Annotated in this window: 11 protein-coding genes; 9 read left to right on the forward strand and 2 right to left on the reverse strand. The window is 60.3% G+C overall.

Going from position 1 to position 15,757, the window contains the following annotated elements:
* The first annotated feature begins 53 nt into the window (after nt 1-53).
* The 3 genes from SynA1544_RS10105 (at nt 54) to SynA1544_RS10115 (ending at nt 2,972) form a co-directional block, all read left to right on the forward strand.
* A complete protein-coding gene (locus SynA1544_RS10105; protein ID WP_186513410.1) occupies nt 54-290 on the forward strand; it encodes a hypothetical protein in 237 nt (78 codons plus the stop codon).
* 88 nt (nt 291-378) lie between these two features.
* On the forward strand, nt 379-1,953 hold the full coding sequence (locus SynA1544_RS10110) for an ABC transporter substrate-binding protein (protein WP_186513411.1): 1,575 nt from the start codon (nt 379-381) through the stop codon (nt 1,951-1,953).
* Nucleotides 1,953-2,972 (forward strand): ABC transporter permease, encoded by a 1,020-nt coding sequence (locus tag SynA1544_RS10115; RefSeq protein WP_186513414.1) that lies wholly within the window; start codon nt 1,953-1,955, stop codon nt 2,970-2,972. Before SynA1544_RS10110 ends, SynA1544_RS10115 begins: the two co-directional genes overlap by 1 nt.
* On the opposite strand, the gene SynA1544_RS10120 is transcribed toward SynA1544_RS10115, so the two are convergent.
* Nucleotides 2,966-4,612 (reverse strand): alpha/beta hydrolase, encoded by a 1,647-nt coding sequence (locus SynA1544_RS10120; protein ID WP_255477577.1) that lies wholly within the window; start codon nt 4,610-4,612, stop codon nt 2,966-2,968. The two genes, SynA1544_RS10115 and SynA1544_RS10120, sit on opposite strands and share 7 nt — an antisense overlap.
* A 65-nt stretch (nt 4,613-4,677) precedes the next feature.
* Here SynA1544_RS10120 and SynA1544_RS10125 point away from each other — a divergent pair, with 65 nt between their 5' ends.
* Nucleotides 4,678-5,913, forward strand: coding sequence for an MFS transporter (locus SynA1544_RS10125; protein WP_370594063.1), 1,236 nt, complete (start codon nt 4,678-4,680; stop codon nt 5,911-5,913).
* 6 nt (nt 5,914-5,919) lie between these two features.
* Nucleotides 5,920-7,056 (forward strand): hypothetical protein, encoded by a 1,137-nt coding sequence (locus SynA1544_RS10130; protein WP_186513415.1) that lies wholly within the window; start codon nt 5,920-5,922, stop codon nt 7,054-7,056.
* Nucleotides 7,057-7,075: 19 nt separating this feature from the next.
* Here SynA1544_RS10130 and ychF read toward each other — a convergent pair whose 3' ends face one another.
* Complete coding sequence (ychF, locus tag SynA1544_RS10135) at nt 7,076-8,167, reverse strand: redox-regulated ATPase YchF (protein WP_186513416.1); 1,092 nt, start codon at nt 8,165-8,167, stop codon at nt 7,076-7,078.
* 51 nt (nt 8,168-8,218) lie between these two features.
* Between ychF and SynA1544_RS10140 the strand changes: the two genes are divergently transcribed.
* The 4 genes from SynA1544_RS10140 to SynA1544_RS10155 all read left to right on the forward strand — a co-directional run bounded on the left by SynA1544_RS10140 (nt 8,219) and on the right by SynA1544_RS10155 (nt 15,753).
* Complete coding sequence (locus tag SynA1544_RS10140) at nt 8,219-9,385, forward strand: efflux RND transporter periplasmic adaptor subunit (protein ID WP_255477578.1); 1,167 nt, start codon at nt 8,219-8,221, stop codon at nt 9,383-9,385.
* 24 nt (nt 9,386-9,409) lie between these two features.
* Nucleotides 9,410-12,370, forward strand: a complete 2,961-nt coding sequence (polA, locus tag SynA1544_RS10145; protein WP_186513417.1) for a DNA polymerase I — start codon at nt 9,410-9,412, stop codon at nt 12,368-12,370.
* A 46-nt stretch (nt 12,371-12,416) separates the two neighbouring features.
* Nucleotides 12,417-13,898, forward strand: coding sequence for a cysteine--tRNA ligase (cysS, locus tag SynA1544_RS10150; RefSeq protein WP_186513419.1), 1,482 nt, complete (start codon nt 12,417-12,419; stop codon nt 13,896-13,898).
* Between the two features lie 424 nt (nt 13,899-14,322).
* Nucleotides 14,323-15,753 (forward strand): sulfotransferase family 2 domain-containing protein, encoded by a 1,431-nt coding sequence (locus SynA1544_RS10155; RefSeq protein ID WP_186513421.1) that lies wholly within the window; start codon nt 14,323-14,325, stop codon nt 15,751-15,753.
* Nucleotides 15,754-15,757: the final 4 nt, after the last annotated feature.

Raw genomic sequence — 15,757 nt, forward strand, 5'->3', positions numbered from 1 at the left:
AAGAACTTTCACGGCACAGACCTGAATCCTCAGATCTGTGCTCGAAACGGTTCATGCAGAACCTCACCTGTTCGAGTCCCGGTCAAGGCTGCCCCCTAGAGGAGGGGGTGAATCTGATGACGGTGCACCAGGGAGATTGCGTCAATCTCGACAGTGACGACGACACCTATCAAGTGATCGGCGTGGATGGTGACCACGACCGCTGTTGGGTGCGCCGCTGGCCCCTGCAGAGCAACGAGGGCTCACCGGTGTTCGAAATCTCGTTGGAAAGGATTCGCCAGGTCGGGTAAGTCCCTGTTGAATGGGCCGACCCGTGTTGGTTGAGGCCCGTTGAAGCGCACCGATCGCCCCACGAGATGGACGTGCGGTGGCGCGCTGATGGCCCTAGCCCTGACCATCACCCAGATGGGGTGTCAGGCCCCGCCCCCCACCAACCGCATCACGGTGGCCTCAGCGGGCCGAATCAGCTCCCTGGATCCAGCCCAGGCCAGCACCCTCGGCGCCACGCAGCTGATCAGCGCCCTGGGGGATCCGCTCTATCGCCTGAAGCGGGATGGCTCCCTGGAACCCCGTCTGGCGGCCTCGGCCCCGGTTCTGAGTGATGGCGGTCGCACCGTCACGGTTCCCCTGCGCACCGATGTGCGTTTTCACGATGGAACGCCGTTCGATGCCGCAGCCATGGCCTTCAGCCTGCGGCGCTTCCTCGAGATCGGAACCCTCAGCTATGTGGTGGGCGACCGGATTGCGGCGGTGGAGGAAGCCGACAGCCACACTCTGCGGCTGCGCCTCAGTCGCCCCTCCACATCCCTGCAGGGTCTGCTGACGTCGATCAACCTCACCCCGATTTCACCAACGGCCTACAGCAACCATCAGGACCGTTTTCTGCACGACCGCTTTGTGGGGACAGGCCCCTACAAACTGACCCGCTTCAGCGAACATCAGCAACGGTTGGAGCCCTTTGCCCAGTACTGGGGTGAGGCGCCGCGCAACAACGGCCTCGATCTGATCACGCTGAGCAACTCCACGGCGCTCTACGGGGCATTGCGCAGTGGCGAGGTGGATCTGCTGCTCTCCGCCTCGATCGACGAGGACCAGCGCCACACCCTGCATGAACAGGCCAGCGCGGGGGAGCTGCACGAGTCGGTGGGTCCGGCGATGGAGATCGGCTACATCACCCTGCTGAGCAACCGGGAGCCATTCCAAGACCCCAAGCTCAGACGGGCCCTGGCCGTCAGCCTGAACCGAAGCGAGATCAGTGAACGGGTGAGCTACGGGCTGCGCCGTCCGCTGCGGGCGCTGGTGCCCCCCAGCCTGGCCGGTGGCGCCATGGCCCCATGGCCCGAACACAACCCCGAGCAGGCCCGAAAGCTGCTCCAGGCGGCGGGCTACTGCAACGGCAGCACCCTGCGCTTTCCGCTCACCTTCCGCTCCAATGTGCCCGCCGACAAATTGCTGGCCCTCACCTGGCAGGCCCAGGTGCAACGGGACCTCTCGGATTGCCTGGTGTTGGATCTCGATGGCGTCGAATCCACCACCATCTACCGCCAGCTGGGGGAAGGTGCCTTCAAAGCCGTGATGCTGGATTGGCGCGGCAGCTACCCCGATCCGGAGGCCTATCTGACGCCGCTGTTGAGCTGCACCTCGGTGGAGGGCAACATTTGCATGGAAGGAGAAGCAGCCATCAGCGGCAGCTTCTGGAGTGCCCCCGGATTGCAGACCGCCCTGCTGAAATCCGACACGCTGACGGGCGATGCCCGCCGCACCGCCCTGGATCGTGTGGACCATCTCTCCGCCGACGGTGCCGCCTACATCCCCGTCTGGCTGGATTCACCTCGGGCCTGGGCCCAGCTGAACCTCAACCCTCCACGATTTGATGGCAGTGGTCAGCTGATGCTCGCTGAGCTGGAGCGCCGGCAGGACGGAGCATCAAAGAAAGGAGCGACGAACAACTGATGGGACGCGCCCGAGACCTCGCCCGCTACAGCGCCACCCGCCTCGCCCTGGCGCCATTGATGTTGTGGCTGATCGCCAGCCTGGTGTTCCTGTTGCTGCGCGTCGCCCCAGGGGATCCCGTGGATGCGGTTCTCGGCAGCCGTGCCCCCGCCGCTGCCAAAGCCGCCATGCGAGCTCGGCTTGGCCTGGATCAATCGTTGCTGGATCAGTACCTCAGCTATCTCAATGGATTGATCCACGGCGATCTGGGGCAGGCCCTGATCAACCAGGAGCCGGTGCGAGCCATCATCGGCAAAACCCTGCCCGCCAGCCTGGAGCTGAGCGTGATCGCCCTGGTGTTGGCTGCTGTGGTGGGGCTGAGCATTGGCTTCAGCGGCATTGCCCGGCCCGAGGGAAAGATTGACCTGGGCGGACGCCTCTATGGATTGGGCACCTATGCCCTGCCGCCCTTCTGGGTGGCCATGCTGGTGCAGCTGGTGTTCGCCGTCAGCCTGGGCTGGTTGCCGGTGGGCGGGCGCTTCCCCCCCAGCCTTCTCCCCCCCGAGGGCAGCGGATTTTTCTTGCTGGACAGCGCTCTGCAGAACAACTGGACCGCGTTCCGAGGCACCGTGCGTCACCTGATCCTGCCCGCGGGGACCCTGGCCCTGCTGCTCAGCGGCACCTTCACGACCGCCCTGCGACTGAACCTGCGACGCACCCTGCGCGGCGACTACGTGGAAGCGGCGCGCAGCCGCGGCCTCAGTGAGCGCCAGGTGATCCTGCGCCACGGACTGCCCAATGCCTTGCTGCCGGTGCTCACCATTGCTGGCATCACCGTGGCCTCATTGATCGGTGGGGCCCTGCTGATTGAAGTGACCTTCTCCTGGCCAGGCATTGCCTTGCGGCTGCAGGAAGCCATCAACCAGAGGGACTACCCCGTCGTCCAGGGGATCGTGGTGGTGATTGCCGCCCTGGTGGTGCTAGTGAGTGTTGCAATTGATCTACTGGTGGCCAGCCTCGATCCACGGGTGCGCTACTGATCCAGCAGCTGCTGGGCCCTGCGACGGCCCAAGCGATGCCAGCGCGTCTTGGAACTGGCGTCCATCAGATGAACGGCATCGTTGCTGGGTGGCGGGGAGTTCAGGGAATCAAGAAAACGGATGACTTCATGGGCAATCACCCGTTGAACGCTGAGGGGATTGACGCCCACCAACTCTTCGCCGAGCCGGAAGATGTCGTCCCCCTCTGACGCCTTGCCCTGGCCATCCACACGAATCGGTGAAAAGTGACTGGCCCCCTCCACCACCACCACACGGCTGGCGGGATGCTCCGCCAATCCAGCCACAAGAGCCAGCTGCTCATCCAAAGGAGGGGTGATCAGATCGAGGGTGCCCCCCACCATCAACAGCGGAATCGGCAACGCCCGACTGGCGCGGTGCGGCCAGATCAACCCACCAAAGCTGTTGAGCCCCACCACCGCCCGGGGCAGCGCGTCCAATGCATTGCCGTCGAGCACACGGCCTGCCGCCAGTTCGCACTGGAGCAATTCCGACAGGTTGGTGAGGGGCAAGCCCGCCAGGGCCGCTTCACAGCGCTGGGCCATCCCGGGCACCAGCTCCGCCCCACTGGCCAGGAGGGCCGTTAAGGCACCCAGGGAATGGCCCATCAGCACCACCTCGGTCCCGGGGATGTTCAAATCGCCCCGTTGCTGCGCCTCCAGCACCGCCGCCAGGTCAGCCAAGCGATCACGAAGTGCTGCGGCGCCATCAAACGACTGACGCCCCTCCAGCAAACCCTGAACAGCGGCGGCATCGCTGCCGGGATGCTCCAGCACCAGCACGGGCCAGCCCGCCTGCATCAGCGAACGCGCCAGCCAGTGGAAGTGGTTGGGGTCCCCGCCCAGCCCCGGCATCATCAAGACCCAGAACCCGTCCTTGGATGACGACTGGGGGATCCAGCGTTCCACCCGCAAGGGACGCGAACGATGGTCCACCGCAAGCGTTGACTGACGGGGCCCATCAGCCAAGGCAGAACCCTCGGTTGCCTTGAGGAGCTGCAGGCGGGCCTCTTTCTGAGCCAAAGTCCGCATCAAGGTCTGATGTCGCTTCAATTCCAGCCGCCAGCGGTTGGCGGCAGCCACCAATGCATCCAGATCCAGACGCAACTGCGGGGTGGGCAACGCCTCCAACACATCCAGTGTTGAAACGGTTTCCTGCCGTTCGAGCAGCTGCTCCAGCGTGGAGAGCACCAGGGAACGGTTGATGCGCTGTCCGTCCTCCACGCGGATCAATTCCCCCAGCGCATCCAGCAGCGGACCCGCCCCCCAGCTGCTGAGCAGCTGACGACCGAGGCTGCGGCGGGAAAGCACTGGAGCCTGGAGCAGACGGATCAGTCCTTCGCGGCTCTCGGGAGCGAGAAGCCCCATCCAGGTGGACAACTCCGATCGCGAAAGCTGCGCCAGATCAGCCGTCGGCGAGCGCACAAAGGCGCCGAGTTCCTCCACTGAAACCGGAAGAACCACGCCGTCGATCTTGACCTCAACACGTTCTGAGGAGCCAACAGGCCACGATCCGCATGTGCTGAGCAACAGACTGCCCATCAAGCCCATCGCGATGCATCGTCCTGTTAAGCGTCCGCGCAGCAACGCCTGATCCCCTGCGGTGGTGGATCCAGTTTCCATCACCCCTGAGAAATGTCACCCGACTGAGGTTTCTGGCCTCCATCGGTGCCGGCGGAGTGATGTTCATGACGCCGCTGATCTTTCATGCGATCGACTTCTCAGCCCGTGAAGTGGGCAGCGGCCTGGCCGTCTCTGCCCTGATCGGCACGGTGGTGCGCCTGCTGAGCGGTGCACTGCTTGATCGCGGCATCCGCTGCTCCTGGCCGGTGAGGGGCACAACCCTGTTGGCCATTGCAGCTGATCTGATCCTGCTGCAGGCCAACAGCTACAACAGCTACCTGCTCGGACAACTGCTGCTGGGCTGTGCGGCGGGTCTGTACTGGCCTGCCATCGAATTGGCCGTTCCCCTCAGTTGCAGCAACCTTCCTTCCGGGCGTGGCTACGCCCTGGTTCGCAGTGCCGATGCCCTCGGCATCGGCATCGGCACGCTGATCGGAACCGCTGCCGCCACCCTAGGAATCCTGCGGACGGTGTACATCGTTGAAGCGGTGTGCATGGGCGCTGTGTTGGTGCTGATCAGCCTTGTTCCGCTCCAGGACGGTCCGCCCTACCGCAACCTCAGCAGCAACAGCCCAGCGCCGGTTGGTCAACGGCCACGGCCAACAATCCGACTGCCTTGGATACTCCCCCTGCTGCCGGTGCTGCTGATCAGTGTGGTGGCCACCGGGATCCTGGCCCTTCAACAAAGTGCGCTTCCCCTCGATCTGGTGCGCGGCGGGCTGGTGCGACCGGCCCTGAGCGAAAGTCACAGCAGTGCCCTGATCGCCCTTCAGTTGACCTTGCTGGTGAGCCTGCAGTGGCCGGTGGGCCGTTGGCTGGCGGAGCGGAGCGTTGGCTTCGGCCTCGGCTTGAGCCTGGGGGGATTCAGTCTGGGCTGCAGCCTGATTGCTCTCTCCTCTCTGTTCGAGAACGGAACAATCCTGGTGCTGGCAGCTCTTCTGCCGATGGCCTTCGCCCAGGCCGCTTTCCTGCCCACGGCCACAGAAGCCGTCATTGAAGAGACACCACCGGAACACCGGGGGTTGGCGATGGCAATGTTTTCCCAGTGCTTCGCCATCAGCGCCATCTTGGCCCCCCTAGCTGGAGGAGCCTTGCTCGACCTTCAAAACAACGGCCTGCTGCTCTGGCTGCTGATGGGTGGAGCCTGCCTGGTTGTGCTCCCCAGCCTGCGCAGTCTCAAGCCGCGCTACGGGGCGACGACAACCGCTGACGCTGGGGTTCTCCAGAACGAGCCAGCGGCGGTCGCCAGGGCTGACGGCTCTGTTGGTTCAGCGGAAACAAGGAGAATGACTCCGCATTGAAGGACCATGACGCAGACCCGATCAGGCCAGGCAGATCAGTCCCTTCAGAGCCAACGACCTCAACTGATCGTGCACGCCGGTACGCATAAAACAGCCTCCACCTACATCCAGGAACGGCTGCACCGCAATCGCAAGCTTCTGAGCAGACAAGGCATCAGCCTGCAGGACCCTCTCGAATGCAAACCCAAACCGAAAAAACTGGCCGCTGAGCTGTGCAAACGAAGGATCAAACGCTGGAAAGCGTTCTTCATGCAACAGCAAGAGGGCCAGCATTGTCTGCTCAGTGCCGAGCAATTCGCCGTGCCGCTCACCGATCCCCAATGCATCCGGGAACTTGAGGCTCTGGCGGATGCAGGGGGCTATGAGCTTCACATCGTGATTTTCATTCGCAGCCAGCTCGATTACATCAACTCGCGCTACATCTACTCACTGCGGCGTTTTTATCACCACCAAACCTTTGAGCAGTTTGTTAACGATGCCTTGCAGGGAAAACTTCAGAACGAGAAACCCAAGCGAGGCAAAATCAAACGCCGGCAGGATGTGTTTGATTTCTGGAACTACTTCCAGCCTTTGCTGAAAGCAAAAGCCAAGGGTTTGAACGTGAGTTTTCTGCCATTCCGCCAGGGAGGCGTTGATCCTTTTGAGCAGTTCATTCGCACCATCAACCTCTCAACAACACTGCCCTGGAAATCTTGCCCCCAGAAGCACTACAACCGCAGCCCAGGAACCCGAGGCGTGTGGCTGGCCCGGGTGCTCAGCCAACTCCTCAGGGAGAACGGCATTTCCCCCAAGAGCATTGGCAATTCCTCTCAGATCATCCTCAACGAGGAGCGTCAACGACGCTGGAACGATCCATCCTTCTGGGGCTACTCACGCAAGCTCACCAAGAAGGTGACACGTCATTTCGAAGCCAACAACGCCCGGTTTGCCCAGGCTGCTTGGAGCTGCAACTGGGACGATGCCTTCTCCACATCCAACCCAGCCACACAACGCAGGCGTACGGCCTACGCCCCTCCATCCATCGAAGCCGAAATTCGAATGCATGCTGCTGCGCAACGCTTGCTGGATCGCATCAAGCGACAACAAACCACTAGACATCCCTCACCACTGAAACGACTGATCCGGCTGATGTTGCGCAGATAAAACGTGGACAGGATCGTGATCAGACGTTGAACAGGAACTCCATCACATCGCCTTCGTCCACCACGTACTCCTTTCCTTCACTGCGCAGCCAGCCTTTGTTGCGAGCTTCCGCAAGTGAGCCGGCCTCCAGCAGCTTCTCCCAACCGATGGTCTGAGCGCGGATGAAGCCCCGCTCGAAATCGGTGTGGATCACACCGGCAGCCTGGGGAGCTGTCATACCGGCTTTGAACGTCCAAGCCCTTGTTTCCTTTTCACCGGTGGTGAAGTAGGTGCGCAGCCCCAGCAATCGATAGGTGGCCCGAATCAGGCTTTGCAGACCGCCTTCCGTCACCCCAAGACCTTCCAGATAGTCCGCGGTTTCCTCATCTCCCAGTTCCACCAGCTCCGCTTCCACCTGGGCAGAGATCCGCACCGTTTCGGCACCTTCCTTGGCGGCCAGTTCAACCACCTCGGTGCAGAAGGCATTGCCCTCGGCCAGGTCGTCCTCACTCACATTGGTGGCGTAGATGATCGGCTTGGCAGTTAACAGCCCCAAGGGCTTGATCATCGCCGCTTCTTCATCGTTCAGATCGACGCTGCGGGCCGCACCACCGTTTTCGAGAACCGCCTGAATCCGCTCAAGACCAGCGTCTTCCACCTGCGCTTCTTTACTGGTGCGCATCTGCTTCTTGAGACGCTCCCGGCGCTTCTCAATCTGAGCCAGATCCGCCAGACCCAGCTCAAGATTGATCACCTCCGCATCCCGGGAGGGCCCCACTGACCCTGAAACGTGGATGACGTCATCGTCCTCGAAGCAGCGGATCACGTGAACGATCGCGTCCACCTCACGGATGTTGGCGAGAAACTTGTTTCCCAGACCTTCGCCCTGGCTGGCGCCTTTCACCAAACCAGCAATGTCAACAAACTCCATCCGAGTCGGAATGGTGTCCTGGCTTTTGCTCAGCTCTGTTAAGCGGTCCAGTCGTTCATCGGGCACCGCCACGGTGCCGACGTTGGGCTCGATGGTGCAGAAGGGAAAGTTGGCAGCCTGCGCCTGAGCGTTGGCGACCAGCGCATTGAACAAGGTGGACTTACCCACGTTGGGCAATCCGACAATTCCGGCTTTGAGCATCGGCGGAATCTACCGGCCAGCGGCGAGACTGTTGTGAAGTTTTGTGGGCCCATGCTGCAGTCCTTGCGCTCCCCTGCGTCCCCATCGCCTGAAGCAGAGCTGGCCTCAGTGGCAAAAGCACGATCCAGACGGCCCAAGGCCGCGATGGCGGGATTGCTGCTGCTGGCCCTGGGCGGGGGGGGGTTGCTGCTGCTTTTCGGTCCCTGGAGCAACCGTCAACGGGATCTGAAGCCTTACACCACCACAGCTGAACGCGGCGTGCTGTCTGGGGTAATCAGCGCCAGCGGCGAACTGCAGGCCCAGCAGAAGGTGAACGTGAGTCCGCGCAAGCAGGGTCTGCTGGCGGAGCTGATGGTGGATGAAGGCGATGTGGTGGAGAAAGAGCAGGTGCTGGCGGTGATGGATCGCGGCGATCTCGATGATCGGCTGCAGGAGAAACAAGCTTTGCTGCGCCAGGCTGACGCCAACTTCAAGAGCACAAAGGAGGACTTCGAACGTCGCAGCCAGCTGTATGCCAGCGGCGTGATCAGCGCTGACGAATTCAGCGGTGCCCGCTTCGACCTCCTGGCCAGGCAGGCGGGTCTGGTGGCAGCCCGAGAACGGGTGGAGCAACTGGAACAGGAGAGCCGCGAAAAAACGATCCGCGCCCCCTTCTCAGGAACGATCACAGCGCGCTACGCCGAACCGGGGTCGTTTGTGACCCCCACCACAGCCGCCTCAGCCACAGCCGGTGCCACCAGCGCCTCGATCGTTGAGCTCTCGCAAGGCCTGGAGGTGAGGGCCCGCGTTCCGGAAAGCGACATCGGCCGCATCGAGCCCGGCCAAACCGCCGAGATCCGAGTGGATGCCTATCCCGATGAGCGCTTCCAGGCAAAGGTGAGTGAGGTTGCCCCCAGGGCCGCGAAAGAGAACAGCGTCACCTCCTTCGAAGTGAGGCTGAACTTCATCAACCCGCAGAAGAAACTGAAAATCGGCATGACCGCCGACATCAATTTCCAAACCGGACTCAGTGCGCCCAAAATCCTGGTGCCTACCGTGGCGATCACCCTTGAAGACGGCCAACAGGGTGTGTTGCTGGTGGATGAGAACCAGCAACCACGTTTTCAGCCGGTGGAACTGGGCAACAGCAGCGGCGACAAGACTGCGATCCTGAACGGTCTCGAATCAGGAACTCGCGTGTTCATCGATCTGCCCCCCTGGGCTGATCGCCGCGATTGATCCACCCACGTTTTCAACACCGTCATGCCCGAGGCCACCGCCAAGCCCCTTCTGCTGCTTGTGGATGGCCATTCCCTGGCCTTTCGCAGCTTCTACGCCTTCAGCAAGGGTGGCGAAGGGGGTCTGTCCACCAAAGACGGCCGGCCCACCAGCGTGACCTACGGCTTTCTCAAAGCCCTGCTGGACAACAGCAAAACCCTGAAGCCTGAAGGCGTTGCCATTGCCTTCGACACAGCCGAGCCCACCTTTCGCCACAAGGCTGACGCCAACTACAAGGCCCACCGGGATGTGGCCCCTGAGGTGTTCTTTCAGGACCTCGAGCAGCTGCAGCAGATCCTCGAAACGCACCTGCAGCTTCCTCTCTGCATGGCGCCAGGCTACGAAGCCGACGATGTGCTGGGAACCCTGGCGAACCGAGCGGCCGACTCGGGATGGGGCGTGCGGATCCTTTCGGGAGACCGCGACCTGTTCCAACTGGTGGATGACTGCCGCGACATCGCGGTGCTCTACATGGGTGGCGGCCCCTACGCCAAAAGCAGTGGCCCAACGCTGATCCGCGAAGAAGGGGTGCTCGGCAAGCTCGGCGTGATGCCCAACAAGGTGGTGGACCTCAAGGCCCTCACCGGTGACAGCTCCGACAACATCCCCGGCGTGCGCGGGGTTGGCCCCAAAACAGCCATCAACCTGCTGAAAGACAACAGCGACCTCGACGCGGTGTACGCCACCCTCGAAGAAGTGGAAGCCGAAGGCCCTAAAGCCAGCCGGGGCGCGATCAAAGGAGCTCTGAAAGGGAAGCTGCGCGACGACCGCGACAACGCCTACCTGTCGCGCAAGCTGGCCGAGATTCTCGTGGATGTTCCCCTGCCCAAGGAACCCAGCCTGCCGCTGTCGTCGGTGGATGCTGATGGCCTGAGCAGTTGCCTGGAAGATCTCGAACTCAACAGCCTGCTGCGCCAGGTGGGGGGCTTTGTGGCGGCCTTTTCCAAAGGGGGCTACGGGGCCAATGCGGAAGCCGCTGCAGCCAAGACCCCCCGCCGCTCAGCCAGCGCGGAACAGCCAGCGGCCGAAGCCGCCACCGAACCGGTCACCAACGACGACGTGGGGCTGCCGGCCCTGAAACCGCAGCTGATCCAGACCGAAACGGCCCTGGACGCCCTGATGCAAAGGCTGATGGCCTGCACCGACAGCAGCCTGCCTGTGGCCTTCGACACCGAGACCACCGACCTCAACCCGTTCCGCGCCGAACTGGTGGGCATCGGCATCTGCTGGGGAGAGGCCCTGGACGCACTCGCCTACATCCCGCTGGGCCACAAAGGCAGCGAAGACAGCAGCCCGGAGCAGCTGCCATTGGAAACCGTGCTCACCGCCCTCGCGCCGTGGCTGGCCAGCAGCAACCACCCCAAGACCCTGCAGAACGCCAAATACGACCGCTTGATTCTGTTGCGGCATGGCGTTGCCCTCGAGGGCGTCGTGATCGACACGCTTCTGGCCGATTACCTGCGCGATGCCGCCGCAAAGCATGGCCTGGAGCTGATGGCCGAACGTGAATTCGGCTTCCAGCCCACCGCCTTCACCGATCTGGTGGGCAAGAAGCAAACCTTCGCCGATGTGCCGCTGGAGCCCGCCAGCCTGTACTGCGGCATGGACGTGCACGTCACCCGCCGCCTCGCCCTTCTGCTGCGCCATCAGCTGGAGACCATGGGCCCCCAACTGCTGCCGCTGCTGGAGCAGGTGGAGCAACCCCTGGAACCGGTGCTGGCCCGGATGGAATCCACCGGCATCCGCATCGATGTGCCCTATCTCAAAGGCCTATCGGAGGAGATGGGCAGCACCCTGCAGCGGCTGGAATCCGACGCGAAAGCGGCCGCCGGAGTGGAGTTCAACCTGGCCTCACCCAAGCAGCTGGGAGAGCTGCTCTTCGACACCCTTGGCCTGGATCGCAAAAAGTCGCGCCGCACCAAAACCGGCTTCAGCACCGACGCCACCGTGTTGGAAAAACTCGGCAACGACCACCCGGTGGTGCCCCTGGTGCTGGAGCACCGGGTGCTCAGCAAGCTCAAGAGCACCTACATCGACGCCTTGCCGCAGTTGGTAGAAGCGGAAACCGGCCGGGTGCACACCGATTTCAACCAGGCGGTGACGGCAACGGGGCGGCTGAGCAGCAGCAATCCCAATCTGCAGAACATCCCGGTACGCACCGAATACAGCCGGCGCATCCGCAAGGCCTTCCTGCCGCAGGAGGGCTGGACCCTGCTCAGTGCCGACTACTCCCAGATCGAGCTGCGCATCCTCACTCACCTCTCGGGAGAAGAGGTGCTGCAGGAGGCCTACCGCAGTGGCGATGACGTGCACGCGTTGACGGCTCGGCTGCTGCTCGACAAAGACGAGGTCAGTCCGGACGAGCGCCGCCTGGGCAAGACGATCAACTTCGGCGTGATCTACGGCATGGGCGCCCAGCGCTTTGCACGGGAAACCGGCGTAAGCCAGGTCGAAGCCAAGGAGTTTCTGGCCAAATACAAGCAGCGTTACCCGAAGGTGTTCTCCTTTCTGGAGCTGCAGGAACGGCTCGCCCTCAGCCGCGGCTACGTGGAAACGATTCTCGGCCGCCGGCGGCCGTTCCACTTCGATCGCAACGGCCTGGGGCGGCTGCTGGGCAAGGACCCGCTGGAGATCGACCTCGATGTGGCCCGCCGCGGTGGCATGGAGGCGCAGCAACTGCGCGCGGCGGCCAATGCCCCGATTCAGGGGTCGAGTGCCGACATCATCAAGGTGGCGATGGTGCAGCTGCAAGACGCCCTGCAGCGTCAGGGCCTGCCGGCCCAGCTGCTGCTGCAGGTGCACGACGAACTGGTGCTCGAGGTGGCACCGGACGCCCTGGACGCCATCCGAGAGCTGGTGGTGCAGACCATGGAACAGGCCGTTGCGCTGAGTGTTCCGTTGGTGGTGGAGACCGGCGTCGGCGCGAACTGGATGGAGGCGAAATAAACGCAGCCGAACAGGCCGTAGCCTCAGCCACAGCTTCTGAACGGCTGTGTCCCTGCGGCTCACCAACACCCTCACCCGCCGCACCGAGCCGTTCATACCCCTAACCCCAGGGAAGGCGAGCATCTATTGCTGCGGTGTGACGGTCTATGACCTCTGCCACCTGGGCCATGCCCGCAGCTACATCAACTGGGATGTGCTGCGGCGGTATCTGATCTGGCGCGGCCTCGAGGTGACCTTCGTTCAGAACTTCACCGACATCGACGACAAGATCCTCAAACGGGCCGGCGAGGAAAACTCCTCGATGACTGAGGTGAGCGAGCGAAACATTGCCTCCTTCCATCAGGACATGGATGCCCTGGGGATCCTGCGGCCCGACCGGATGCCCCGCGCCACCCAGTGCCTGGACGGCATCCGCGCACTGATCAGCGAACTGGAAGCCAAGGGTGCGGCCTACAGCGCTGAAGGGGATGTGTATTTCGCGGTGATGAAGCATTCCGGTTACGGAAAGCTCAGCGGCCGCGACCTGAGCGAACAGCAGGACAACGCCGCCGGGCGGGTGGCCGATGCCGAAGAGGCCCGCAAGCAGCACCCCTTCGATTTCGCGCTCTGGAAAGGGGCCAAACCCGGAGAACCCAGCTTCCCCTCCCCCTGGGGTGAGGGACGGCCCGGCTGGCACATCGAATGTTCAGCCATGGTGCGGGCGGAACTCGGCGACACAATCGACATCCACCTGGGTGGTGCCGACCTGGTGTTCCCGCACCACGAAAATGAGATCGCCCAATCCGAAGCCGCCACCGGTCAAGACCTGGCCCGGGTCTGGATGCACAACGGCATGGTCAATGTGGGCGGGCAGAAGATGAGCAAGTCGCTCGGCAACTTCACGACCATCCGTGCGCTGCTGGAAAGCGGTGTCTCGGCGATGACCCTGCGCCTGTTTGTGCTGCAGGCCCACTACCGCAAACCGCTTGATTTCACCGCCGAGGCCCTTGAGGCCGCAGCCACCGGCTGGAAGGGACTGAATGCAGCCCTGAGCCTTGGCGATCGCCACGGCGACAGCCTCGGCTGGAGCACGGCCGCACCGCTCAAGGAGGGTGCGATGACGGCCGATAGAGGACCCGCCATCACCGCTCTGGTGGAACTCGAACAACGCTTCATCAGCGCCATGGACGATGACCTGAACAGCTCGGGCGGACTGGCCGTGCTGTTCGATCTAGCCAAGCCCCTGCGGGCCCTCGCCAACCGGCTGGAACGTGGAGAAGACGCCGCACTGCCTGAGCCGGAGTTGAAGGGTCTGGAGGGGCGTTGGCAGCTGCTGCGACACCTGGCGTCGGTGTTGGGACTGCGCTGGGAAGCGGAAGCCGCCACCAGCCTGGACGATGGCGCCATTGATGCAGCCATCGCGGCGCGCAAGGCAGCGAAAGCAACGAAGGATTACGCCGAGGCCGACCGGATCCGGGATGAGCTCGCCGCCCAAGGTGTAGAGCTGATCGACAAACCCGGCGGACTGACGGAGTGGATCCGCAACTGATACCAGCAGGAGATATTCCTGAGTCGGTTGACGACTCAAACAAGATCTGGAAGGCACATGCCTGTGGGAAGTAGCCCCAAGAAAATCAAAAGCCAGATAGATAAGATTCAGAAAAATCAACAAGCCGAGATCCCAGTCACAAACAACTCGACATACGCACAATCACATTGCAGAAGAATCAAAAGCAACACTAAATGCGATCGCTACAGTCAATACTGAGAACGAAATAGAAAGCAGACCTCCACGAAAAGCAAGACAATATGCTTATCGAAGCAAGCAACACCATCATGAACACGTATTCATCACAGCAAACACAATTGATTCAAAATGCAATTGCAGGATGCCGCCACATGGATTGACCGACCAGCACGCCAAACACGAGGGTGTGCAATAATCTAAACAGCAATGGCAATGCCAAAAAACCATGAATGACAACATTCTATATCTGTCTAAAAGACTCGACGGCTATTGCATCTTTATTAACGACAAATACCAGTTACTCCTCATTGCTCCTCAAAAATGCGGATCCACATCGATCCTCAAATCATTGTACGACCGATTAGTCGAACCAAGCAGGGAATACGAAAACACATTTTCGCACGAATACACAAAAGAGCTATGCATACACACACATCTAAAATCCACGCAAGACTGCTCTCCGGCCAACCTCAAGCGGATTTTTGCAGATCAAAATTACCAAAAGATACTTGTTGCCCGAGACCCCATCGATAGGCTTTGCTCATCGATATGCTCAAAGTATCTTCTCGAAAGCACACTTTTCTACCAACGAGAAATAAAGAAGAAACGAACAAACGACAACCCACTATCACAACCCTACACAAACACATATCACTTCCTTAACGACTTCAATGAAATTGCAAACATTCTCCTGACCAAGGGGACTATTTTTGAAGACGAGAAAGCTTCTCATGCATCGCCGATCAGCGATATAGTACCCAAAGAATTACTACCTTTCTTCGATAAAATTGTTGATACAACCAAAAAAGAAGGGTGGGGAAATCTTAAAGAAAGCATCAATCAACATTTAAGTAAGCATCCCGATCATCCCGAGATAGAAGATTTTCCTCACGTGAATGAAAACCCTTTAAGTCAAAGTAGACGCTTCTTAACCGAGCAAAATTTAGGAATTGCACACCGCAGATACAGTGAAGATTATCAAAATTTACCACTTCAGTACTCACATCCAGACAAGCACACACAAACTTCGCCAAGCTCTCAGGAACTAAAATCACTAAACACTTTCATCTCACTGGGCAATCGCTCAGCGGACTTATTCAACATCGGGAAGAACCTAATCAGCGAAAAAACTGAAACCATCAGAAGAGAGTACGTTGCCAAACTAGAATCAGAAAAAAATTCGCACCAAGCAAAATTAGAATCACTAAAAGATACTCATAAGGCAGAGCTAAATGCCGCCATCAAAAATAATACAAACAAATTGAGTGAACTAATAATTAAAAACAAACAACTCATTGCTCTAGAAGAGCTTTCTAGAAGAACAGCGGAGGAATTGCTAGTGGAATCTCACGGACTCAAAGAATTGAATAGGAAATTAAAAGAAGAAATCCAAAATCATTCTTACCATATGGTCCCCGAGAGAACATCAGACCTTGATTTGACAACACTCACACGTAGAGCAGAAAAAAGGATTAGAAATAAAAACTATAGATCTGCACAGAAATTGCTCAATGAAGCCTACTCAATGGACAAAAACAATCGCAGCATTCTACTAAGATTATGGGCCGTTTCAACTAAAAATCGAGTTATACGATCATTAATGCTGTGGATGACACCATCAGCGAAGAGCCCAGGCACCAGACCAAATGAGGTGTGATCAA

Origin of the sequence: Synechococcus sp. A15-44 (genome assembly GCF_014280115.1) — a bacterium.
Taxonomy (GTDB): Bacteria; Cyanobacteriota; Cyanobacteriia; order PCC-6307; family Cyanobiaceae; genus Parasynechococcus.